This is a genomic window from Massilia sp. Masssp93 (assembly GCF_059491295.1).
This window is the reverse complement of record NZ_CP168502.1, coordinates 1,465,169-1,487,220: the sequence shown is the minus strand read 5'-3', so window position 1 is coordinate 1,487,220 and position 22,052 is coordinate 1,465,169. Positions and strand designations below refer to the sequence as shown.

Sequence of the window (22,052 nt, the reverse complement as noted above, 5' to 3'; positions counted from 1 at the left end):
TTCGTCCATCCGCAGTTCACACCTCATTCACCGCATCCGGACCTGCCCGCGCCACGACCACGGCGCGGCATCGGTCATTGCGCCTTGACGGGCGCCACCGGCGCGTCGGGTTCCTTCACCGGCGCGCGCGCCGGGGCCGGCACGTCGTCCGGATCGGGGCTCGGCTGCGGCGGCGGCAGCTCCGGGTCCGGCGTCGTGGGATCGGGCGTCGAGTGGGCGCGCTGGCGCAGGCCCTCGTCCTGTTCCGGCAAACTCATCGGTCTTCTCCGGCGCAGGCTCAGCGGCCTTCCTTCTGCTTCGCGCCGCCGCCCGCGCCCTTGCCCGTCCCCGCCTTCACGGTCGACTTGTTGTCGTGGCTGCTCTTGTCCTTGACGCCGGCCTGGCGCTTCTGCACGTCCGCCTCGGACAGGTTGCCCGACTGCTTGTTCTGGCTGCCGCTGGATTTCGATTGGCTCATGATGATCCTCCGATTGATAGGCGTTGATGTTGTGTGCAGCCTAGCATGGAAGACCGGGCCGGGTTTTCAATCGTGCGGCCGGGCGGCGCGGGCTGGTATAGTCGGGTTTTGACATCCCGTCGCCGACCATGCCGCGCCGCCTTCCCGCCCTCGCGCTCGCCCTCGCCATGTCCGCCAACCTCCACGCCGCCCCGATGACGCTGACCGACTACATGGCCCTGTCCGGCCCCGCCCCGGACGCCACGCTGCGCTACGGCGCCGCGCCGTCGCAGTACGCCGAACTGTTCGTCCCGCCCGGCAAGGGCCCGTTTCCCGTGGCCGTGCTCGTGCATGGCGGTTGCTGGACGAAGGAATACGGCGGCATCACGCAGTTCCGCAATATGGCCGGGGCGCTGGCGGCACGCGGCATCGCGGTCTGGAACGTGGAATACCGCCGCGTGGACGAAGCCGGCGGCGGCTATCCCGGCACCTACCAGGACATGAACGCCGCCCTCGACCTGCTGGCGCGCACGGCACGCGACCATCCGCTCGACCTCGACCGCCTCGTGGCCGTCGGACACTCGGCCGGCGGCCAGCTCGCGCAATGGCTCGCGGCGCGGCCCCGCATTCCCGCGTCCAGCCCGCTGTTCCGGGCCGACGCCGTGCCCGTGCGCCGGGTCGTCAGCCTGGGCGGCCTCGCCGACCTGCGGCGCGAATCGGCCCTGTTGAAAACGAGCTGCAGCCGCGACGTCGCCGAGCTGGCCGGCACCCCAAGCGCCGCGCGCCCGGACGTCTTCGCCGACACGAATGCGGGCGACCTGATGCCGAACGGCAGCCGGACGATCCTCGTCACCGGGGAACTGGACACCATCTCGCCGCCGCGCGTGGCGCACGACTTCGCGGCGCGCGCCCGTGCCGCCGGCGACGCGGCCGAGGTCGTCATTCTGCCGGGTGCCAGCCATTACGACGAAGTCGCCGCGACGTCGGCGTCGTGGCCGCTCGTGCTGCGCGCGATCGAATCGATGCTGCCCGCCCCGCGCTGACGCGGCCCGGTCGGCTCAGTCCGGAAACACGATCCGTTTCGCGAGCCGCTGGTCGACGACCAGGTCGCCGAGCGCCACCGCCACGCACGGCAGGATATAGCCCTCGCGCTTTTCGTCGAAGGACAGGCCCGGCCATTCCACGAGATACCGTACGGTCCCGCCCGCGAGGCGGCAGATGCACGTGCGGCAGGTGCCGTTGCGGCAGGAACTGGGCAGGTCGATGCCGGCCCGTTCGGCGGCGTGCAGCACCGTCGTGTCCGGCTGGGTCGGGAACGACCAGCCGGAGGGCTGCAGGGTGATGGTCAACGCGGTCATGCCGGCGATTGTACCGCCTGCACGCATCGGGCAGCCCAACCATGGTGGGTTCGTTCCCGCACAGAGCGGCGCCCGGCACGGCACTAACCTGAAGCCAACGCATCTTCAGGCAGGAATCAATTGAAAACACTTCGCATCCCGTTTCTGATCGCCATGCTGGGCAGCCTCGCCGGCAGCCCGGCGGGCGCCGCGCAACCCGGTCCCGCCGGCACGGCCGCATCGACGGCAACGGCAACGGCGGCCACGCCCGCGCCGGAATCCGACAAGCTGCTGCGCGCGCAGGTACTGCTCGACCGCGCCCATTTTTCGCCCGGCGAAATCGACGGCGCCTTCGGCTCCAACATGCAACACGCCCTCGCCGGCTACCAGAAGGCGCACGGCCTGAACGCCACGGGCAAGCTCGACGACGCGACGTGGAACGCCCTCAACGCCGACGCGACGCCCACGCTGCTCACCTACACACTGCTCGATGCCGACGTCGCGGGTCCGTTCCGTGCCGTGCCGGACGACATGATGGAAAAGGCGAAACTGCCCACGCTCGGCTACAGCTCGCCGGCGGAAGGCCTGGGCGAAAAATTCCACGCCAGCCCGGCGCTGCTGCAAAAACTCAATCCCGGCAAGGACCTGGGCCGCGCGGGCGAACAGATTCTCGTGCCCAACGTCGTCGGCACGCCGCCGCTGGCGCCGGCCGCGCGCGTCGTCGTGTCGAAGGACACCCGCACCCTCGAGCTGCAGGACGCGGCCGGGACCGTCCTCGCGCAATACCCCGTGTCGAGCGGCAGCGAACACGATCCGCTGCCGATCGGCACCTGGAAGATCGATGGCGTGCACCGCAATCCGACCTACCACTACAACCCCAAGCTGTTCTGGGACGCCAAGCCGGGCGACAAGAACACGACGGTCGCTGCGGGCCCCAACAATCCGGTCGGCGTGGTGTGGATCGACCTGTCCAAGCCGCACTACGGCATCCACGGCACGCCCGTGCCGGCGTCGGTCGGCAAGAGCGAATCGCACGGCTGCATCCGATTGACGAACTGGAGCGCATCCGAGGTGGCGGGCCTCGTGCAGGCGGGGACGGCAGTGCTGCTGACAGAGTAAAACCAAGCAATGAGGAGACGGCGATGAGATGGTTGATGACTTTCCTGCTCGGCGTGCTGGTGGGCGCCGGCGGCCTGTTCGTCTGGCTGCGCCAGATGCCGCCAGAGCACGCGGCGCCCGCGGTGGCCGTGAACACGGGTTCCCTGCCCGCGCCGCCGCCGCCCGCCGGCACCCTCGACGGCAAGCTGCCGCCGGCGCCGCAGGTGATGCCCGACCTGACCGAACTGGATCTGCCGCTGCGTCCCGCCGGCACGGACACCCCGGCGGCCACGCCGGCCGCGCCGCCAGCCACACCGGCAGGCAAGCTGCTGGTGCCGGTCGACGGCATCCCGCCCGCGAAGCTCACCGACACGTACGACCAGCCGCGCGGCAGCGAACGCCATCACGAAGCACTGGACATCATGGCGCCCAAGGGCGCGAAGGTAGTGGCGGCCGCGGACGGCAAGATCGTGAAACTCTTCACGAGCAAACCGGGCGGGCTGACCATCTACCAGTTCGATCCGACCGAAAAATACGCCTATTACTATGCGCACCTGGACCGCTATGCGGACGGCTTGCAGGAAGGGGCGCAGGTCAAGCGCGGCGACCTGATCGGCTATGTCGGGTCGACGGGCAACGCCGATCCGAACGCGCCGCACCTGCACTTCGCCGTGTTCGAGCTGACCCCGGAGAAGCAGTGGTGGAAGGGAACGCCGGTGGATCCGTATCCGTTGCTGCAGCCGTAGTGCCGCGCGTCAGACCGTGGCGTGCGCGGCCCCTCCCCGCCCTGGCGGGGAAAACCATCAAGGCGCCGCCGGCGCCCAGGAACGTCCGGCCGGATTAACGCCGGGCCGCCGGCAAAGCCCCATCCTCCCGTATCAATAACGCAGTCGCCGCATTCCCCCGACTGCGCTCCACCGCTCCGCGCTTCGAACACGGCGCCGGCTCCCGTTACGGGCGGCCGGCAATCGCCTCCCCCCCCCCGTTCGGACGAACTCCCGCGATAAAAACCCCCGAATTGACCGATCGCGAATACATATGCAATTCGCATATATTTCATTTACAAATATTTTGCGTTTGAGAATAAAATTGTGGCATCATTCTCAACGTCATTGCGCCGTTTAATATATTCGAACGAATGGCATCCACGGTACGTGGATTACCCTGCATGATTGGATTCGCGCGCAATCCGGACAATTCGAACTGTCGTATCAATCAATAAGCGCGGACGGGTGGCGGCTTACGTAGCCGCTGCGTTTCGGCGCGGCTACTTCGCGCTTTTGCAGCAAGTGCGCAGGATTTCTTACAAAGGGACGAGAGTGAAATACAGAAAATTTGTAGGCGCCGAGTGCATCGGCGATGCGATATCGATGATCAGCTCCGATGAGCTGGACGTCGCATTGGTCAAGAACGTCGTGCCGCCTGCCGACTGTATCGCCATTCAAAAAAACTTCTTCGGGTCCGAACACCGCCGGCGCCGCCCCGATAACGTTCCGGGTTATATACTTGGCGCGACCCACTACAGCAAGACGCCGGCAGAATATTTCATGCAATGCTCGGAAGCCCGTGCCTCGGTCAGCAGCATTTTCGAGAATACGGTCGATCCGATGAGGCTCGTGCATCGGGCGATCAACGAGAAAACACGGCGTTCCATTCGCCCTTCCCGGCTCGGCGATCGGGAAGCCCTGCATGCCCGCGCGGTGGAATGGCTTCCCGATTTATCGGTCACGAGCGAATTCCTGCTGCGCCCGCACGAGGACTTTTCGCAAATCGACTGCAGTCGCAACGAAGGCTGGGAAGTGCGCGACGCCAAGAATGTCATGGCGATTAATTTCTATGCGAGCGCGGACGCTGTCTCGGGCCGCTTGCGAATCTACGACTACATTCCGGATACCTCCACGCGCGACCGGCTGGAACTGCAGGGCAATGGTTATCCCTATCCGCTGGATTTGCTGGAGAATAAGACTTATATCGAGCTTGCCGTCGAAACGAGCGACATGGCGATCATTAACGGCAAATATATCCATGCCGTCACCAGCACGCGCAGCAAAAGGGTGGTCATCAACTGTTTTGTCGCGCAAATGTCCTCGTCCGAATACGTTTACTGGACCTGAACGGCCGCCCGGACCCGCTCTCCCGCCTGCGTCGGCGGCCCCGGCGGCCCGCGCGCCCGGGCCCGTCGACGCGCGGGCGACCGGGCGTCGACCATTTCCTGCACCGGCCGTTTCAGACCGAAAGCCCCCAAACACATGTCATCGGCCAGCGCCGCCGAATCCGCGTCCTGTATCGATATTCGCCGGCGGCGAATACGCGTCGGCGCTTATGCCGATATGGAACCATTCCAAACGACGAAAACGCCCGCTCCGGATCGCATTAAATAATATATGACGACCACCGAAGCACGATATTTTCCGGGAATCTCGTGATATTATTAACAAGCGGACATCAGATATTCGGATGAATCCGCATACGCGAAGTTTTAGTCCTATTCACACTCATGTTTTGGAGGCTTTAAAGATGGACGTTGCAAAACCAAAATTGTCGCTGAACCTGGAAACACTGAAGCAACTGAGCAACGGCGATATGGCCGAGAAAAGTAATGTAATCAATACTTATGACTGCTCCGCCGTATGCGGTTCTGAAACGCGCGAGAACTTCCCGCAGGATTAAGCAGGCTGATCGGCATTAAACCGGTCAACCGGCGCACGTAATCAATGGACACCATCCGGTGTCCATTTTTTTATGTTCCATTCAGTCGGCCAATGCGTCCGCCGATCGCAGCCGATATCTCGAATAATCGCGCGTCGCAATATCAGGATCGACGCTCCAGTCACCCGGGATACCGGACGGACGCATGCAATTCCGCGTGCGGTTAATTTTCCGCGCGATCGCGTCCGGCCAGCGATTCATAATGGCGGCGCAGCAGGTCATATATCACCATCTCGTGCCGGCGCTGCTCCGATCTGAAAAATCGGTTGACGGACATGTGAATCACGCTGGCACAAATCTGCTGCTGCCGGGTGCGCCCGAGTTTTTGCAGCAAGTGCCGTCCTTCCGCACGGATGATTTCCGAGCGCGCCATATAAATGTCGCGGGCTTCCGATTGCCCCGTCGGCGCACCATTCAACAAGACCTGGAGATTGTCTCGCATCCCCCTGAACTTTTTCCCCAAGAGAATGGCCTGATCTTTTGAAATGTTAAATTCCTTGCCAAAGCCGGCGGCGAGACGACGCAGAAAAATCAGCCTGTCGGATGCATCGATATCGAAATCTTTCAACAGCGTATCCACGCCCAATATCGCGTGATCGCCGTGTTTCTTCGCACCGCATTGCCGGCCGATCGGAATGAACCGGGCAGCCGCCTCGCTGTCCGCATGGAAGATCTTTTCGCACGATAATATGCCGTCGCCCCCGCCGTACCGCTCGAGTTCGCGTTCATAGGTGTCGATCTGGATTTTCCAGATCGTGCGGTCCGCAAGGAACGGACGCAACGCCGCGTTCAGGTCCATGACCACGCCGCCCCACAGCGCCGCCGGCGGCCCGAACAGGCGCAGTCGTACATGGGCTTCCGGATCCGCATACCGGATGAAGAACCATTTCTCGACCTGCCCTTTGGCCGTCCAGCCCGTCAAGAGGTCGTGCAATGTCCCACCGATCAGCCGGTCGGCAGTCGCGTTGCCGCAATAGATCTTGACGTACAGGCACTCTCCGCCGGGCGCGAGCGTCCGCCCGACGGCGTGCCCATCGATGACGGCGCCGGCCGCGCGGGACGGCGGCGTCCCGTGACCGTTCGCCTGTCGACGGCCCGCCTCGTCCTTGCTCAGCAGGAGCGGAATGAATATTTCGCTCGCGTAGCTGTGCTTGCCGTCGCTGACCGCCGCGTCCTGCGCCGGCACGTAGGCCTCCTCCAGCCTGAGCGACCGGGCGCCACGGGCCATGTCGAAAAAAACCTGCGCCGACAAGGGGTTGTCGAAATCGATGGCCAGCGCGTTGTCATGCTCGACCAGCGACACGAATCGGGGGAGCTTGTATTCGCCAGCCACCTCGGCGAATTTTCCCGGCAGGCCGCTTGCGTACGCGTCGCCCAGCTTGTCGATATCGGCCGCCGACAGGTTCCACTGCCGATGGGTGAGTTGCAGCCTGCCGACGCTGATGCGCGGCAGGTAGGGCATGCCCTGCAACCAGGCCGGCCACACCGGTCCGAAGCGCCCCGCGCCGGCAAACTGGAGGCTCGCCAGAAACTGATAAACCCCGAGATTTCCTTTCCCCAGGAAGTGATGTGCCGACGACAGGCGCGGGACGATCTCGCGCTCCAGCCGGTTCGACCATAATCTCAGGCGGCCGTCCTCGACCGACAACATCAGGTCGTCCAGCCTGACCTGCTTGTCCAGCGGGCGGCCGGATCGCCCCAGGTAGACGATCTCATGGTCGGTAAAGCAGGGTCTTGCGACGACGTTCCCGATCCGCCCCTGGGGCAAGTGAACGATTTCCGCGACGACCGCGTGAGGGCATCGCCGTCCTTCCTCGGCGATCAGGTCGGCCGTGAGGGCCCGCAGCGTTTCATCGCCATGACAGAACCGACCGAACAAGGAACTCGCGGAACCCGACAAGAAACGCACGTGCGCCTTCGCGATACCTGCCGCATCGCGTTTGACGGGCACGATTTTCGCGCAGATGGATGCGGGCGGCGGCGGCAGGCCGTCGCGCTGGAACCGCGCCAGGTCGTCGCGCGTGATCGCGATCTCGTCGCTGCCGTTCTTGACGGCCTCCAGGAATCTCCGCACCAGATACCGGCCGAACGGCGTCCCGGCCTCGGACTCGGGAGCGTCGTCCTGGGCGAACTTCAGGTCCTGCAGCAAGTGGGACTCGTCGGCCCCCATGTCGCCGAAACCGATGCCTTTTTCCGCGTCGAGGACGTCGCCGAGAGGCACCCGCTGGCCGTCGTAACGCGCCACGAAACGCCGGATGAAACCGTCGACCGCGCGCGACTGCGATGCCGTCGCCGCGTAGACCAGGCCGGCGCATTGCGCGATGTCCGCCACCAGTCCTTCGTCGAGACACAAGTCCCCGGCCGGCTTGAACAGGTCGACCTGCAGCGCGTCGGCGACATGCCGCGGCGCATCCAGGCCATCCAGTTCCGCAACGATCCCGTCGTAGCCATGCGCCGGCCCGCCGACGCGTCCGGCGTTCAGGGCCCCGATCTTCCGGTCGAGCGCAATCAGCCGCATGACGTCGTCGGTCTTGTCGTCCAGGGCGGCGACGGTGGCCAGCATCGAACGCAAGGGTTCATCGCCGGTAACCGTCGGCTCGAGTTCGGAGACCAGGAACCGGCAGTCGACCATGGCATCGATGAAGGCATGTGCTTCTTCTTCGTCCACGTTTTCGCTGCGCGCGACGTGTTGCGCCAGTGCGCGAAGCGTCGCCCCCGCTTGCGCCATCCGGAGCGCAGCGACGACGGCCCGGCTGTTCTCGACGCCCGCGAGCCGATAGGTACGGGCCCGGGCTTCCACCTCGTACGCGACGTAGCGGAGGCGGTCTCCGCTCTCGCATATCGTATCGTTGGGAAAAAATCGCAGCTGCTGCCTGATTCTGTCGTCCCCGAGCAGGCGCTCGGCCAGCCGGCACACATAGCCATTGTCCAGCCGTGCGTGCTTTTCATAGCTGGACGGGTCGTTCAACACCAACTGCGTGCGCGCCCCGACGCGACCCGTCGACATGCCGGCGAACAGTCCGAACGGCGTGGACCGGCTGCACATGCGCGAAAAATATTTGACCAGTGCGGCTTCGATCTTCCGGCTTTTCGCGCTCAGGGGGTCGTTCAACCAGTAGTGCAGGCGCTGGTGCAGCGAGGGCGACGCCAGCAACAGCGCTTCCTGCACGCGTGCATCGTTCACATGGTCGCGCAACCGCCGGCGCACGCGGTCTTCATGGGCGCGGCGCGATGCGGCGCCGCCGGTCCCGTCGTCCGCCCAACGCTCGAACAGATCGAGAGGGAGCAACGGCGTGCGCAACACGAAGAAACCGGCAGGAACGTAGCGTGCTACGTGCTGCGGCCGATGCGTGGCGGTTCGCGTGACATCGTTCATATCGGACGGCTCGATCATGCTCCATGCCCGCGCCGGCGTCGCCACCGGCGCGGCGCTGCGTTCAGAACGGCGCCTCATACTGCAGGCGCACGACGGCTTGCCGCGGCATATATGTCCTGCGCTCGTTGACGGTCCCGCCGTCGTCGTAGATCTGGACGTCGCGCCGGGTCTGGTGCAACAGGTCGCTGGCCGAAAAACGCCATTGACCGCCCCAGGCCGGCCATGCCACGTACGTGTCGAGTTCGCGCAGGATCGCAGTGCGGGTCGTCAATGCCGACGTCAACCGGGCGACATTGCCGCCGACCACGTGCAGATTCACGCCCGCCGTGATGCCGGCCTTGAAGTTCAGGTCGGCGCCGACGTTGGCGGTGACCGGCGCCTGTGCGGCCAGGCGGTTGTCCGGCCCCTGCAGATTGTCGACGCGCGACCAGTTGCGGCCGAAATTGACGTGCACGTCCGTGCCCGGCCATCCGGGACGCGGCGCCGCGACCGGCACCCTGGCGTCGAATTCGATGCCGCGCACTTCCGCCTGCCCATCGTTGATGGGGGCGCTGATCCATTTACCGTTCTCGACCCACAGCTCGCGCAACACGACGTCGTGGATACGGCGCGCGTAACCGGAAATGCTGACCACGCCGTCGCGGGAGAAATAGGATTCGTACGCGACGTCGAGCCCCCACGCCAGTTCCGGCCGCAAGCCGGGATTGCCCTGCATGTCCGGATTGGTCGCACCGTTGTCGTTATTGGTCGGATAGCGGCGCGGCACGAGGTCGATCGGTTGCGGCGCCTTGTAGGTGCGGGACAATGCGGCACGCAGCTGGTCGCGTTCGCGCCCCGGCAGTTTCCAGACGACCTGTGCGATCGGGCTCAGCACGCGCGATTGCGTCGACGTGCCGGCGAACTCGGTTCCCGTCGTATGGGTATTCAGCCCTTCCCAGCGCAGGCCCAGATAGGCCTGCAGCCGCTCGCCCAGCGTCCATTCGTCCTGTGCGTACAGCGCCAGGCGCCCGACCGTCGCCGTATAGCCCTGGTCGAGCGTGTAATACGGCGGCGTCTGCGGTTCGCTGTCCTGCTGCAGGCGCGACTCGCTGCGCCGCGTGACCGCCGCATCCCAGCCGAACGCCATGTCGTGGTTGGCGACCAGCGGCGCAAGATACTTGCCGGTGGTCGTGGCGCGCCGCTCCCTGAAGCCCTCGACGACGACCCGGTCCAGCCACGGTATGCCGTCGCTGTCGATCCCGTGATACTGGAAGCCCCCGTCCCGATCGCTGATGTCGACGCCGGCCGTCAGGGTCAGGCGGCCCGCGTTCGCGAACCGGTGGTCCCAGCTCAGGTCGGACTTCGCCAGCCAGGCCTTGAACACGTTGCGCCAGTGCGCCTCGGGCGAGGCGGTCGGGTCGCCCACGAACGTGGTTTCGCGCGACTCGCCCGCCGCGTACGTGCGGGTGTCGTTGAATATGCCTTGCCAGGACAGCTTGTCGCCGTTCGCGAGCGTCGTATCGACGCGTGGCGTCAGGCTGGCGCGCCGCTGGTCGATATCGACCGGCTGGTAAAAGCGGCGCAGGGCCAGGCCGTCGGCATCGACCGAGCGCTCGTCCGCATACGGCTCGTTGTGCACCTGGGAGCGCGACACGGTGGCCACCACCGAATACGAGGTCTTGTCGCGCCGCCCCGACCATTGCACCGTGCCGGCCGGGTTGCTGCGTTCCTGCAGGTGTTCGACGCTGACCTTGGCGGTACGCCGTGGCGGACCGGAGGCCTTTTTACGCAGGACGATGTTGACGGAGCCCGCGATCGATTGCGACATGGTGTCGGCCGCGGCGCTGCGCAAGATCTCGATCCGTTCGATCAGGTCGGGCGGAATGCTGTCGATCGAAAAATTGCCGGGCGCAGGCTGGCCGTTGATCAGGATTTGCGTGTAGCCGGCGCCGAGTCCCCGCATGCGGACCTCGTTGCCGCTCACGCTCAGCCCCGGCTGGCGTTTGAGCACGCCAGAGAGCGTCGTGTCGCCGAACCGGTCCAGGTCGTCGCGCCCGACGACGATGCGGCCGACCGCATCGTTGCGGCGCTGCTCGACGGCACCGGGCCCCTTGATTTCAACGCGCTGGATCTCGACGGGGCGATCGCCTTGCTGGGCATGAACGGAGCAGTGTATTGCGACTACAGGAAGGCAGAATACTGCCTTATATAGACGTTCCATAAATATTCTTATAATGTTGCGACCAACGGCAAAATTCCGGCAAAAATTCAATAGAACCACCCTGGACCCGCCGACTCGTTCGAACCGAACCCTGCACCACTCCCCTGCCCGCCATATTTGTCCGGCTCACCAATCAACGCCATTTCCCGACCAAGGCATACCGAAAATGCCGCAATACCGGATTATCCGCGCCATTGACAAAACCGGGACGCAGGCAATCGGCAGTCGTATGCAAATGCGCGTGATTACACCAGAAACTCCAGGCCTCATATCCGCACCACCAAACCGTCATCGGATCATGATCCCTGCGCACATCGCGGCGACATATGCACTCTAGCATGTCTTTTTTATACAAAGCCAACCAACGATATTCCCATTCAACAATTAAGAATATTCCCGCCATGTGATTAAGAATAGTCCTACCCCGACATTAAGAATATACCCACGAGAAAGTTTAAGAGTATTCTCATTCATACAATTAGGAATAATCCGAGTAAAAGATATACGTGAATTATCACGATTTGGCGCCGGGTGCGGCCTCGCCGGCGCCGGCGCAACGCCGGGCTGCCGTTCGGCACCGTTTCCCTATGAGAGCGACGGCCTGCGGGCGCCGCGGCGCAACGCCAGCCCGCGATAAAACGTGGGGAACCCGCCCGCCGCCATTCGGCGCGAGGCGGGCGAATATGACATTTGCGTGTCAAAACTGCCGCACGACTAATCTATATAGCGGCCTTATCGGACATCACAGCAAGCGTCAGCGGAATCCGACCTTCGCGACAGCCTAAACCGCGCCACGGCAGCGCCGGGTCAATCTCATTCCCCCTACCGCCGATCCAATTTCGCGGACCATGCGATCCCTTCCCATATATAACCGGCCCGGCATTCGCAAATCGAAACGCCGGACCGGGTTCATGCGCCGTGAATAATCTCGATAATATTGAAATTTTTTTCTTCCACGCTCACAATCTTTATGCGAGAATAAATTTTTAACAACCATTACATTCCCTCACAAGAAAGCACTGAGGCGAGTTATCTGGTAGCGAAACGAGTGGAGAAGATATGCGCCGGGTTTCAAAATACGCGTTGATTGGGGCAAGTGGTGTGCTGGGCATAACGGCATTGGCTGCCGGCGCGTTTTATCTGAATATGTATGCCAGCCGTCCGCAACTCGACGGCGATATTGCACTCGCAGGTCTGCACCAGAGCGCGCTGATCAAGCGCGACGAAAACGGGACGCCGTTGATCGAAGCGGCCGACCTGAACGACGCGGTATTCTCGATGGGTTTCCTGCATGCGCAGGAGCGTTACTTCCAGATGGACCTCTTGAGGCGGAAGGCGGCCGGCGAACTGGCCGAACTGTTCGGCGCCCGTGCGGTCGAGGCGGACAAGCTCGCGCGGGTGCACCGCTTCCGCGCACGCGCACGTGAATTCGTCGAACAGTTGCCGGCGGACCAGCGCACGGTGCTGCGCCACTATGTCGCCGGCGTGAACGCCGGCCTGCGCCAGCTGCATGCCCGGCCGTTCGAATACTCGCTGCTGCTCACGGCGCCGGCGCCCTGGAAGGAAGAGGACGTCCTGCTGGTGAACATGGCCATGTACCTCATGCTGCAGGTTCGCAACGAGCCTCATCCGGAACTGATTCGCCAAAAACTGATCACCCAGTACGACCGGGAGTTCGCCGACTTCATGCAGCCGTCCGAATCGGAATGGGATGCGCCGATGGCCGGGCACGCCGGCGCGCCGGCCACCGCCGCCTTGCCCGCACTGCTGGGCAAGCAGCTTGCCATCGCCAGCGCCCCGCACGTCGACGACCTGGTCGCCGACGCGGGGTTCGGCATGAGCCAGCCGAAGGAGTCGATCATCGGCAGCAACAGCTGGGCCGTATCGGGGCGCAAAGGCATCGACGGTCACGCCATCCTGGCGAACGACATGCACCTGCCGCTGCAACAGCCGAATACGTTCTACCGGGTCAGCTTCAAGACCAAGGAGTCGTCCCGGATCGTCGCGGGCGTCAGCATCCCGGGCTTGCCGCTCCTGGTCGCCGGCAGCAACGGCAATATCGCCTGGGGCCTGACCAACAGCAACGGGGACTGGAGCGACCTGGTCCGCATTCCCAAGGAACACCTGGCGGCCGAGAGCAGGACGGTACGCGAGATGATCGCCGTCAAGGGCGGCAGCGCCATCCCGCTCGACGTGCAGGAAACCCAGTGGGGACCGGTGGTCGCGAGCGACGCCCAGGCCGCCTACGCGATGAATTGGGTGGCTCATCATGTCGAGGGCAACAACCTGAAGCTGTACGGCATGATGACCGAACCGTCCATCGACGGCGCGCTCAAGATCGCCTCCCACGCGGGCATGGCGCAGATGAACATGCTGATCGCCGACGCCCATGGCAACGCGGCCTGGACCATCGCCGGAAGGATTCCGCAGCGCACCGGTTTCGACGGGACCGAACCGGTCGAATGGGGCAATGGCGTCGGCTGGTCGGGCTGGCTCGACACGCCGGACTACCCGCTGCTCACGACCGCGGACCACGATTACCTGTGGACGGCGAACAATCGCGTCCTCGACGGCGACGCCCTGAAAAAAATCGGCGCGGGATCCTCCTTCGCCCTGGGCGTGCGCGCGATGCGCATTCAGCAGGTCCTGGCGGCGAGCAAGACGATGAACGAAGCCGACATGCTCGCCATGCAGCTCGACGACGTGTCCCTGCTCATGAAGCGCTGGGATGGCCTGATCACCCAGGTCATCGCCGGCATGCCCGAGTCCGAGGACAAGAAAGTACTCAAGGACACGTTTGCGCAGTGGGATGGCCGCGCCGCGGCCGATTCGGCGGCCTACCGCGTCATTCGCCGCTTCCGCGATGAAGTCGCCGGCGACCTGATGACCGAGGCTCTCTCCAAAGTCCTCAAGAGCGATCCCAAGCTGCGTTGGGACATGTTTGCGCACAACTGGGAACTGCCGCTGTGGCAAATCGTGTCCAGGCGTCCGGCCAACATGCTGCCCGCCGGATTCGCGTCATGGGATGCGTACTTCCAGGATGCCCTGGTGCGCCGCGTCTATGGCCCGTACAAGAAGCGCTTCAACGGTGCGCTGTCGAAAGCGGTATGGGGCGAAGCGAACATGTCCGATATCCGCCATCCGCTGAGCAAGGGCATTCCCCTGCTCGGCTCGATACTCGACATGCCCAGCAGCCCGATGAATGGCGACAGCAACGTGGTGCTGGCCCAGTTCATGTCCTTCGGCCCGGCCATGCGCCTCGTCGTATCCCCCGGTCACGAACAGGACGCCATCCTGACGATGCCGGCGGGCGAGGCAGGCAATCCGCTGACGCCGTATTTCCGCAAGGGCCACGAGGAATGGCGGACGGGCAAACCCCTGCCCCTGCTCGCCGGCACGCCGCGTTACGTCCTGCGCCTGACGCCCCTGAACTAACGCCCCAAGAGTCCTTGCCTGACGGACGCCAGCGTCCTGCCCACGGGCAGGCGCGTGGCCCGTCACGTCCTGTCGCGTCCATAACCAGTCCGAAAAGTCGATTCCATGACCGCACAACACACTGGCTTTCCCTTGTCGGCGTCGCAAACGGCGATCTTTCTCGACCAGGCCATCCACAAGACCGTCCCGCTGTACAACATCGGCGGCTATGTTCAACTGACCGAAGACGTCGATATCGAGGCATTCACCGCGGCGTTCGAACGCGAGAGCGCCCTGCACGACGCGCTGCAGCTGCGCTTCGGACAGATCGACGGGCAGCTGCGCCAGTGGGTTGAGCCGGGCAAGCCGGTCCTGCAACTGCTCGATGTCAGCGCCGAGAAGGCTCCCGCCGACGCGGCGCTGGCCTGGCTGGATCGCACGTTCCAGCACGTGTTCCAGCTGGACCGCGAAGCGCTGCAGGTGTCCGCGCTGATCAAGGTCGGCCCGCGCGAGTCCTGGTATTGCTCGGTGGCCCACCATCTCGTCATCGACGGCTGGGGCTTCGGCCTGTGGGTCAAGCGGCTGATGGCAAGCTACCTGGCCGGGACGCGGCGCGGCAACGCGACCCCGCCCCCGGCCATGACGTTCATGCACAGCGTCGCCGAACGCCTTGCCAAGGACGGCGCCGCGCCGCAGCGGCGCGAACAGGCGCTCGATGCCTTGCCCGACGCGGTGTTCGAACCGCTGTTCGAGGCGCGCACCGCCGACACCGGGACGCAGCGCAGCGTGCGCGTGGTGCGCGACATTGCCCCGGCGCGCCTGGATGCGCTGACCGGCTTCGCGTGCGCGCACGGCTTCGAATTCCACCACCTGCTGCTCGCGCTGCTGTTTGCCTATGTTTCCTCCCTCAAGCTGCGTACCAGCCTGGTGGTGGGCCTGCCCTCGCACAACCGCCGCCGCGCCGACAAAGACATCGTCGGCAGCTACGTGCGCGTGATTCCCTGCCTGCTGTCGGCGCCCGCCGACAGCACCATCGTCGACCTCATGGGCATGGCCAGGCAGGCCATGCTGCGCAGCAGCAGGCAGGCCGCGGGCGCCCAGGTGGCGACCGGCACCGGCGCGGGCGGCCAGCGCGCCGGGCGGATGTTCGACATCCATTTCAATTACATGCGGCTCGATTATGAAACCGACAGCCCGCACCTGCAGACGGTCACCCGATACCTGACCAACTGCTGGACCCAGACGCCGGTGTCCCTCAACGTGTGCGATTTCGGCGCACACCAGCCGACCCAGCTCCAGCTCGACGTCAACGAGGCGTTCCACGACGCCACCGATGCGGCCCGCATCCTCGACCGCCTCGACGATCTCGCCCGCCAATTCATGGCGGCGCCCGAGCTCACGCTGGCCGCCGCGGCGCTCGTGCCCGCCGACGAAAAGCGCGTCCTGCTCGCCGAACTGGGCGCGGCAACGCCCGGCCGACAGCGCGAGGACATCGCGCGCCGCTTCGACGCCATGTGCGCCGCCACGCCCGACGCGATCGCGCTGCGCGGCCCCGACGCGGCGCTCAGCTATGGCCAGTTGCGGGACCGCGCAGCGCCAGCTGGCGACCTGGCTGCAGCACGACGCCGGCGCCAGCGGCGACGCCGGCGCGCCGCTGGCCATCGCCATGCGCGCATCGGCCGACGCCATCGTGGCCATGCTCGCCGCCGTGATGCTGCGCCGGCCGTATGTGCCGCTCGATCTCGCCTGTCCGCCGGAACGCCTGGCCGCCATCGTCGCCGACGCCGCCCCGGCGGCGATCCTGACCGACGCCGACGGCAGCGCCGCGCTGGCATCGCTGCAGTGCGCGCTGATCGATCTCGACGACCCGCGCACGCGCGCGGCCGTCGCGCAGGCCGACGGCGCCGCGTTCCGTCCGGCGCCGCCGGTGCCGCCGGCGGCCCTGAACACGATGCCGGCGTGGATCATCTACACGTCCGGTTCGACCGGGACGCCGAAGGGCGTGGTCTTGCCGCAGGCCGCGATCCTGCGCCTGGTGCTCGAGCCGAATTTCATGGTGCTCGACGCCGCCACGGTCATGCTGCAGGCGGCCAACCTGGCGTTCGACGCCGCCACGCTGGAAATCTGGGGCGCATTGCTCAACGGCGGCACGCTGGTCCTGCACGGCCAGCGCCCGCTCGACCTGGACACGCTCACCCGCCTCATCGACGCGCATGGCGTGACGCACCTCTGGCTCACCGCCGGCCTGGCGCACAAATGGGTGGCGCGCCTGACGCACGTGCCATCGAGCCTGAAGTATCTGCTGTCGGGCGGCGACGTGGTGCCGCCGGCGGCGCACTTCAAGATGCGGCAGCTCGCGCCCGGCGTCGTCTTCATCAACGGTTACGGGCCCACGGAGAACGGCGTGTTCACCGCCTGCGCGGCATTGACCGGCCCGGGCGACCCGGTGCGCGCGCTGCCGATCGGCAGGCCGGTCAACGGCACCACCGTCCACGTCGTCGACGCCCACGGCCGCCTGCTGCCCATCGGCGAAGCGGGCGAGTTGTGGACCGGCGGCGACGGCCTCGCCATCGGCTACCTGAACCAGCCGGCGCTGACGGCCGAGAAGTTCGCCGACGTCCCCGGCCCCGACATCGGCGAGCGCGTCTACAAGACCGGCGACCGCGTGCGCTGGCGCCCGGACGGCCAGCTGGAATACCTCGGACGCATCGACCAGCAGGTCAAGATCCGCGGCTTCCGTGTCGAACCCGGGGACATCGAGAGCTGCCTGTGCAGCCATCCGGAGGTCGCCCAGGCGGCGGTGGTGGCGGCCGGCGACGGCGCCGCCGACAAATACCTGCGCGCCTTCGTGCGCTGCCATGGCGCCGCCGCCGACACGCTGCCGGCGCGGCTGGCCGCCCACCTGCGCTGCGTCCTGCCGGACTACATGGTGCCGGCGCACATCACCGTGCTCGACCAGATTCCGATCAATGCCAACGGCAAGATCGACCGCGCACGGCTGCGCGCCCTGCCTCCGCCGCCCGCGCCGGCCGCACCCGTGCAGGCGGACGCCAGCGCGACCGAGCGCGCCGTGTGGACGCTGTGGCAGGCGGCGCTGCAGGTGCCGGTCGCCTCGGTCGACGCCGATTTCTATGCGCTTGGCGGCCATTCGCTCGCGGCCATGCAGCTGCAGGCCGAGCTGAACGACCATTTCGGCACCGACGTCGCCCTGGCGGACATCCTGCGCCTGCCGACCATCCGCCAGCAGGCCGACCTGGTCGACCGCTGCCTGGCGCAGACAGAGACGCCGGCACCGCGCCGCGCCGGCGCGGCGCGCGGCACCGGCGCCGAGGTGGCGATGTCGTTCGTCCAGCAGCAGATGTGGCTGAGCCACAAGCTGAACGGCGGCAGCCACGAATACAATGTGCCGGGCGCCTACCTGGTGCGGGGCGCGCTCGATTGCGCGGCGCTGCAGGAAGCGCTGCGCCGCATCGTCGGGCGTCACCTGCCGCTGGCCTGCGTCGTGGTCGACCAGGGCGAGCGCGCCGTGCTGCGCCCCGTCTCCCCGACCGCCTTCGTGCTCGCCGTGCGCGCGGTGCCGGCGCTCGACGCCGCCGCGCGCGCGGCTCTCGCGCGCGACGAGCGCCTGCGCTCCTTCGACCTCGAACGCGACTTGCCGCTCCGCGCCAGCCTGTTCACCTGCGACGGCCAGCCGGGCCTGTTGCTCGTCACGTTCCACCACATCGCCGTCGATGGCCTGTCGCTGGCGAACTTCCAGGCCGAGCTGGCGGCGCTGTACCGCGAAGTGCGCGGCGGCGCGCGGGCCGACCTGCCGGAACTGGCCGTGAGCTACGAGGATTTCGCGCTCGACCAGTGCGAGCGGGCCGGCGCCGTCGCGGCCGCGGTCTCGCACTGGCAGGCGCACCTGCACGGCGCGCCCGCGGTGCACGAACTCCCGCTCGACAAGCCGCGGCCGGAAAAAATGAGTTTCCGCGGCCGCGTCGCGCGCGGCCGCCTCGACCCGGCCGCCAGCGCGCGCCTGGCGCAACTGGCGGCCCGGGAACGCGTGTCGCTGTTCATCCTGATGCAGACCGCGTTCGCCGTCCTCGTCGGCGAATACAGCCAGTGCCGCGACGTCCTCGTCGGCACACCGGTCAGCGGCAGGCCGCACAAGCGCCTGTATCCGCACATCGGCTGCTTCATCAACACGGTCGTCACGCGCACCGCGTACGCGCCGCCGGAAACGCTGCATGCCGTCCTGGCGCGCAATGCGGGCCAGTGGCAGGACCACCTCGCCCACCATCAGGTGCCGTTCGCGCAGGTGCTCGGCGCGCTCGCTCCGGTCCAGTCGCGCAGCGTCAATCCCCTGTTCCAGCTGTGGTTCGTGCTGCACGGCGCGGAACCGGGCGAACTGCACCTGGACGGCGCCGGGCTGGAGCTCCAGCACGGCAGCGAAGCGAACACCAAGTTCGACCTGATGCTCGCCGCCATGCCCGGCGCGCAGGGCATGCTGCTCGAGTGGCAGTATGCGGACGACCTGTTCGAGGCCGCGTCCATGGAGCGCATGCTGGCCGCCTACGTGGACCTGCTGCGCGGCCTGCCCGACCTGCTGCACGTGCCGGCGCGCGAACTGGCCGGCCGGCTGGCGCTCGCGGGCACGGTGCCGGCCGCCGCGCTGCGCACGCCCGTCGCATCGGGCGCATCGGTCGCGCACCGCGTACTCGCCCACGCAGCCGTCCATCCAAGCGCGCCCGCCGTCAGCGACGGCCGCACGACGCTCGACTACCACCAGCTTGCCGGCAAGGTGCGGCGCCTGGCGGCCGTCCTGGGCGAGTCCGGCGTCGAAGCCGGCCAGTGCGTGGCCCTGTGCGCCGACCGCACCATCGGCGGCGTCGTCGCGATGCTGGCGATCCAGGCGCTCGGCGCCGCCTACGTGCCGATCGATCCGAAACTGCCGGCCGCCCGCCTCGAGTTCGTCCTCGACGACGCCGGCGCGCGCGTCCTGGTCTGCCATGCGCAGGTGTCTTCCCGGTTCGCGGGCGCCGGCACCGACATCGTCTTGCTCGACGGCGTCACCGACGACGACTGGCTGGCCGACTACGCCGATGCCGCGCCGCCCGCGGCGCCGGCCGGCGACCACGTCGCTTACCTGATCTATACGTCCGGCTCGAGCGGCTATCCGAAAGGCGTGCGCGTCACGCATGCCAACCTGGCGCACTACGTGACCGCCATGACGGAGCGCCACGGGTTCGGCGACTGCCGCCGCTACGCCGTCAGTTCGGCCTTCCACACCGACCTGGGCAACACGACGCTCTACCTCGGCCTGTGGCACGGCGCGTGCCTGTACCTGATGGACAACGCGACCATGCTCGACGGCGCCGCCGTCAGCCGCTATGTGCACGAGCACGCGATCGAGGTCATGAAGATCACGCCGGGCCATTTCACGGCACTGTGCGACGAAGGCGAATACGCGGCGCCGGTGCCGTCCCGCTTCCTCGTGTTCGGCGGCGAAGTCCTGCGCCGCGAGACGCTCGACGCCATCAAGGCGGCATGCCTGCGGCGCGCCTGTGCCGTGATCAACCATTACGGTCCGACGGAAACGACGATCGGCTGCCTGACCCATGCCATCGACCTGCACGCGATCGACCATGCCGCGCCCCTGGGGCTGCCGCTGCCGGGCGTGTCCGCCCAGGTGCTGAAGGACGGCCTGGCCGTGCCGCACGGCGCGTGGGGCGAGCTGGTGATCGGCGGCCCGACGGTCAGCCTCGGCTACCAGAACCGCGAGGACCTCAACGGCGCGGCGTTCTTCCGCGCGCCCGGCGCCGCCGGCGCGCCGGTCCGGCATTACCGCACGGGGGACCGGGTGCGCCTGAATGCGCGCGGCCTGTTCGAGTTCGGCGGCCGCTTCGACGACCAGGTCAAGATCCGCGGCTTCCGGATCGAACTCGCCGAAATCGACAGCAGCCTGCTGCGCCTGTCCGGCGTGAGCCACGCCATCACGCTGGTCCATCGCGACGACGCCGGCCAGGACTGCCTCGCGAGCTTCGTGGTCGCGCGCGGCCTCGCGCCGGCCGACGCGATGGCGGCGCTGCGCGGCGCGCTGCCGGATTACATGCTGCCCAAGGCGATCGTCGTGCTGGCCTCGATGCCGCTGCTGGGCAACGGCAAGCCGGATCGCCGCGCCCTGCTCGCGCAACTGGCCGGCCAGCAGGCGTCGCCCTGCGTGCCGCCGGCCACGCCGACCGAGATCGTCGTGCACCGCATCATGTGCGCGCTGCTCAAGACCGAACAGTTGTCGGTCGACCAGCGCTTCTTCGACGCCGGCGGCAACTCCCTGCTGGTGACCCGCCTGGCCAACGAACTGGACCAGCAACTGCAGCGCCGCATCCCGGTGCACTTTTTGATGGAAAACCACTCTCCGCGCACGCTTGCCGACCTGATCGACGCGCTGGCCATGGCCACGAGTTCCCAGCAGGCCGGTGAAGACGCTATCGAAATCGAAATCTAAGGATCGCACATGAAACTGAGCAAGTACGCTTCCCCCGAACAACTGGCAGCCATCAGCTATCCGATGACGCTGAACGGCATGAAGCTGGGCGCCTGGATGGCCGAGCACCGCACGCGGCTGATGGCCCGGATCGAAGCCGACGGCGTCGTCCTGCTGCGCGGACTGAACATCATCAGCAGCGGCCAGTTCGCCACCATCGCCGCCACGCTGTTCAGCGACGGCCTGCTGTCCTATACCAACCGCTCCACGCCGCGCACTGAACTGAAGGGCAACGTCTATACCTCGACCGAGTACCCGAAGGAAGAAAGCATCCCCCTGCACAACGAGAACGCCTATTCGCATGAATGGCCGATGAAGGTGGCGTTCATGTGCCTGGTGGCGGCCGAACAGGGCGGCGCGACGCCGGTGGCCGACAGCCGCCGCGTGTACGAGCGCATCCCCGCGCCGATCCGCGCCAAGTTCGAGCGCAAGGGCGTGCGTTACGTGCGCCATTACAGCAGCGTCGGCTTGCCATGGCAGGAAACGTTCCAGACCGAGTCGCGCGAGGAAGTCAATGCGTATTGCGAACGGCACGGCATCGTCTGCGAATGGATCGGCGACGACTTGCTGCGCACGCAGCAGGACTGCCCGGCCACCGCCGTGCATCCGCACACCGGCGCGACCGTCTGGTTTAACCAGGCCCATCTGTTCCACGTGTCGAGCCATACCGCCGAGAACCGCCAGGCCCTGCTGCAGACCTTCGGCGAAGACCGCCTGCCGCGCCATGCCTACTACGGCGACGGCGAAGCCATCGAGGAAGAAGCGCTCGACGCCATCCGGGCCGTCTACGAAGAAGAAAAGATCGCCTTCGCATGGGGTAACGGCGACCTGATGTTACTGGACAACATGCTGTATTCCCATGGACGCGACCCGTACGACGGTGCGCGCAAAGTGCTCGTTGCGATGGCCGAAGCCCGCACCTGGTCCGCCTGACATCCGATACGCCCGCAATCGAT

General features: G+C 66.3%; 13 protein-coding genes and 1 pseudogene. 9 read left to right on the top strand and 5 right to left on the bottom strand.

From position 1 onward, the window contains the following. Positions 1 to 74: 74 nt before the first annotated feature. The gene (locus tag ACEN9Q_RS06350) at positions 75 to 257 is read right to left on the bottom strand and encodes a hypothetical protein (RefSeq protein WP_495627727.1); all 183 of its coding nucleotides are present in this window, start codon (positions 255 to 257) and stop codon (positions 75 to 77) included. 20 nt (positions 258 to 277) lie between these two features. Further along, entirely contained in the window at positions 278 to 457 is a 180-nt protein-coding gene (locus ACEN9Q_RS06345) for a hypothetical protein (protein WP_056450288.1), read from the bottom strand. Between the two features lie 128 nt (positions 458 to 585). On the opposite strand from ACEN9Q_RS06345, the gene ACEN9Q_RS06340 reads away from it, so the two are divergent. After that, the gene (locus ACEN9Q_RS06340) at positions 586 to 1,479 is read left to right on the top strand and encodes an alpha/beta hydrolase (RefSeq protein ID WP_495627726.1); all 894 of its coding nucleotides are present in this window, start codon (positions 586 to 588) and stop codon (positions 1,477 to 1,479) included. 15 nt (positions 1,480 to 1,494) lie between these two features. Here the strand turns inward: ACEN9Q_RS06340 and ACEN9Q_RS06335 are convergent, their stop codons facing one another. Further along, a complete protein-coding gene (locus ACEN9Q_RS06335; protein WP_495627725.1) occupies positions 1,495 to 1,794 on the bottom strand; it encodes a 2Fe-2S iron-sulfur cluster-binding protein in 300 nt (99 codons plus the stop codon). 120 nt (positions 1,795 to 1,914) lie between these two features. On the opposite strand from ACEN9Q_RS06335, the gene ACEN9Q_RS06330 reads away from it, so the two are divergent. The 4 genes from ACEN9Q_RS06330 (at position 1,915) to ACEN9Q_RS06315 (ending at position 5,541) form a co-directional block, all read left to right on the top strand. Next, positions 1,915 to 2,892 (top strand): L,D-transpeptidase family protein, encoded by a 978-nt coding sequence (locus ACEN9Q_RS06330; RefSeq protein ID WP_495627724.1) that lies wholly within the window; start codon positions 1,915 to 1,917, stop codon positions 2,890 to 2,892. A 35-nt stretch (positions 2,893 to 2,927) separates the two neighbouring features. Further along, positions 2,928 to 3,617 (top strand): M23 family metallopeptidase, encoded by a 690-nt coding sequence (locus ACEN9Q_RS06325; protein ID WP_495627723.1) that lies wholly within the window; start codon positions 2,928 to 2,930, stop codon positions 3,615 to 3,617. A gap of 624 nt (positions 3,618 to 4,241) precedes the next feature. Further along, positions 4,242 to 4,985 carry a hypothetical protein gene (locus ACEN9Q_RS06320; RefSeq protein ID WP_056450280.1) on the top strand — a complete coding sequence of 248 codons (744 nt, stop codon included), beginning with the start codon at positions 4,242 to 4,244 and terminating at the stop codon, positions 4,983 to 4,985. A gap of 403 nt (positions 4,986 to 5,388) precedes the next feature. Next, positions 5,389 to 5,541, top strand: a complete 153-nt coding sequence (locus tag ACEN9Q_RS06315) for a hypothetical protein (RefSeq protein ID WP_495627722.1) — start codon at positions 5,389 to 5,391, stop codon at positions 5,539 to 5,541. Positions 5,542 to 5,743: 202 nt separating this feature from the next. Here ACEN9Q_RS06315 and ACEN9Q_RS06310 read toward each other — a convergent pair whose 3' ends face one another. Together ACEN9Q_RS06310 and ACEN9Q_RS06305 are read right to left on the bottom strand one after the other, a co-directional pair. After that, positions 5,744 to 8,974 carry a lantibiotic dehydratase gene (locus ACEN9Q_RS06310; RefSeq protein WP_495627721.1) on the bottom strand — a complete coding sequence of 1,077 codons (3,231 nt, stop codon included), beginning with the start codon at positions 8,972 to 8,974 and terminating at the stop codon, positions 5,744 to 5,746. A gap of 43 nt (positions 8,975 to 9,017) precedes the next feature. After that, positions 9,018 to 11,156 (bottom strand): TonB-dependent receptor plug domain-containing protein, encoded by a 2,139-nt coding sequence (locus tag ACEN9Q_RS06305; RefSeq protein ID WP_495627720.1) that lies wholly within the window; start codon positions 11,154 to 11,156, stop codon positions 9,018 to 9,020. Positions 11,157 to 12,257: 1,101 nt separating this feature from the next. Here ACEN9Q_RS06305 and ACEN9Q_RS06300 point away from each other — a divergent pair. The 4 genes and pseudogenes from ACEN9Q_RS06300 (at position 12,258) to ACEN9Q_RS06285 (ending at position 22,029) form a co-directional block, all read left to right on the top strand. Further along, entirely contained in the window at positions 12,258 to 14,591 is a 2,334-nt protein-coding gene (locus ACEN9Q_RS06300; protein ID WP_495627719.1) for a penicillin acylase family protein, read from the top strand. Between the two features lie 105 nt (positions 14,592 to 14,696). Beyond that, positions 14,697 to 15,959 (top strand): annotated as a pseudogene (locus ACEN9Q_RS06295) (condensation domain-containing protein); the annotation flags it as partial. Positions 15,960 to 16,140: 181 nt separating this feature from the next. Further along, on the top strand, positions 16,141 to 21,057 hold the full coding sequence (locus tag ACEN9Q_RS06290) for an amino acid adenylation domain-containing protein (protein WP_495627718.1): 4,917 nt from the start codon (positions 16,141 to 16,143) through the stop codon (positions 21,055 to 21,057). A 9-nt stretch (positions 21,058 to 21,066) separates the two neighbouring features. Then, the gene (locus ACEN9Q_RS06285; protein ID WP_495627717.1) at positions 21,067 to 22,029 is read left to right on the top strand and encodes a TauD/TfdA family dioxygenase; all 963 of its coding nucleotides are present in this window, start codon (positions 21,067 to 21,069) and stop codon (positions 22,027 to 22,029) included. Positions 22,030 to 22,052 lie beyond the last annotated feature (23 nt).

Bases quoted from the DNA above. Each gene is read 5' to 3' on its own strand.
- ACEN9Q_RS06350 (WP_495627727.1), bottom strand. From the start codon at position 257: ATGAGTTTGCCGGAACAGGACGAGGGCCTGCGCCAGCGCGCCCACTCG.
- ACEN9Q_RS06345 (WP_056450288.1), bottom strand. From the start codon at position 457: ATGAGCCAATCGAAATCCAGCGGCAGCCAGAACAAGCAGTCGGGCAAC.
- ACEN9Q_RS06340 (WP_495627726.1), top strand. From the start codon at position 586: ATGCCGCGCCGCCTTCCCGCCCTCGCGCTCGCCCTCGCCATGTCCGCC.
- ACEN9Q_RS06335 (WP_495627725.1), bottom strand. From the start codon at position 1,794: ATGACCGCGTTGACCATCACCCTGCAGCCCTCCGGCTGGTCGTTCCCG.
- ACEN9Q_RS06325 (WP_495627723.1), top strand. From the start codon at position 2,928: ATGACTTTCCTGCTCGGCGTGCTGGTGGGCGCCGGCGGCCTGTTCGTC.
- ACEN9Q_RS06320 (WP_056450280.1), top strand. From the start codon at position 4,242: ATGATCAGCTCCGATGAGCTGGACGTCGCATTGGTCAAGAACGTCGTG.
- ACEN9Q_RS06315 (WP_495627722.1), top strand. From the start codon at position 5,389: ATGGACGTTGCAAAACCAAAATTGTCGCTGAACCTGGAAACACTGAAG.
- ACEN9Q_RS06310 (WP_495627721.1), bottom strand. From the start codon at position 8,974: ATGATCGAGCCGTCCGATATGAACGATGTCACGCGAACCGCCACGCAT.
- ACEN9Q_RS06305 (WP_495627720.1), bottom strand. From the start codon at position 11,156: ATGGAACGTCTATATAAGGCAGTATTCTGCCTTCCTGTAGTCGCAATA.
- ACEN9Q_RS06290 (WP_495627718.1), top strand. From the start codon at position 16,141: ATGGCCAGTTGCGGGACCGCGCAGCGCCAGCTGGCGACCTGGCTGCAG.
- ACEN9Q_RS06285 (WP_495627717.1), top strand. From the start codon at position 21,067: ATGAAACTGAGCAAGTACGCTTCCCCCGAACAACTGGCAGCCATCAGC.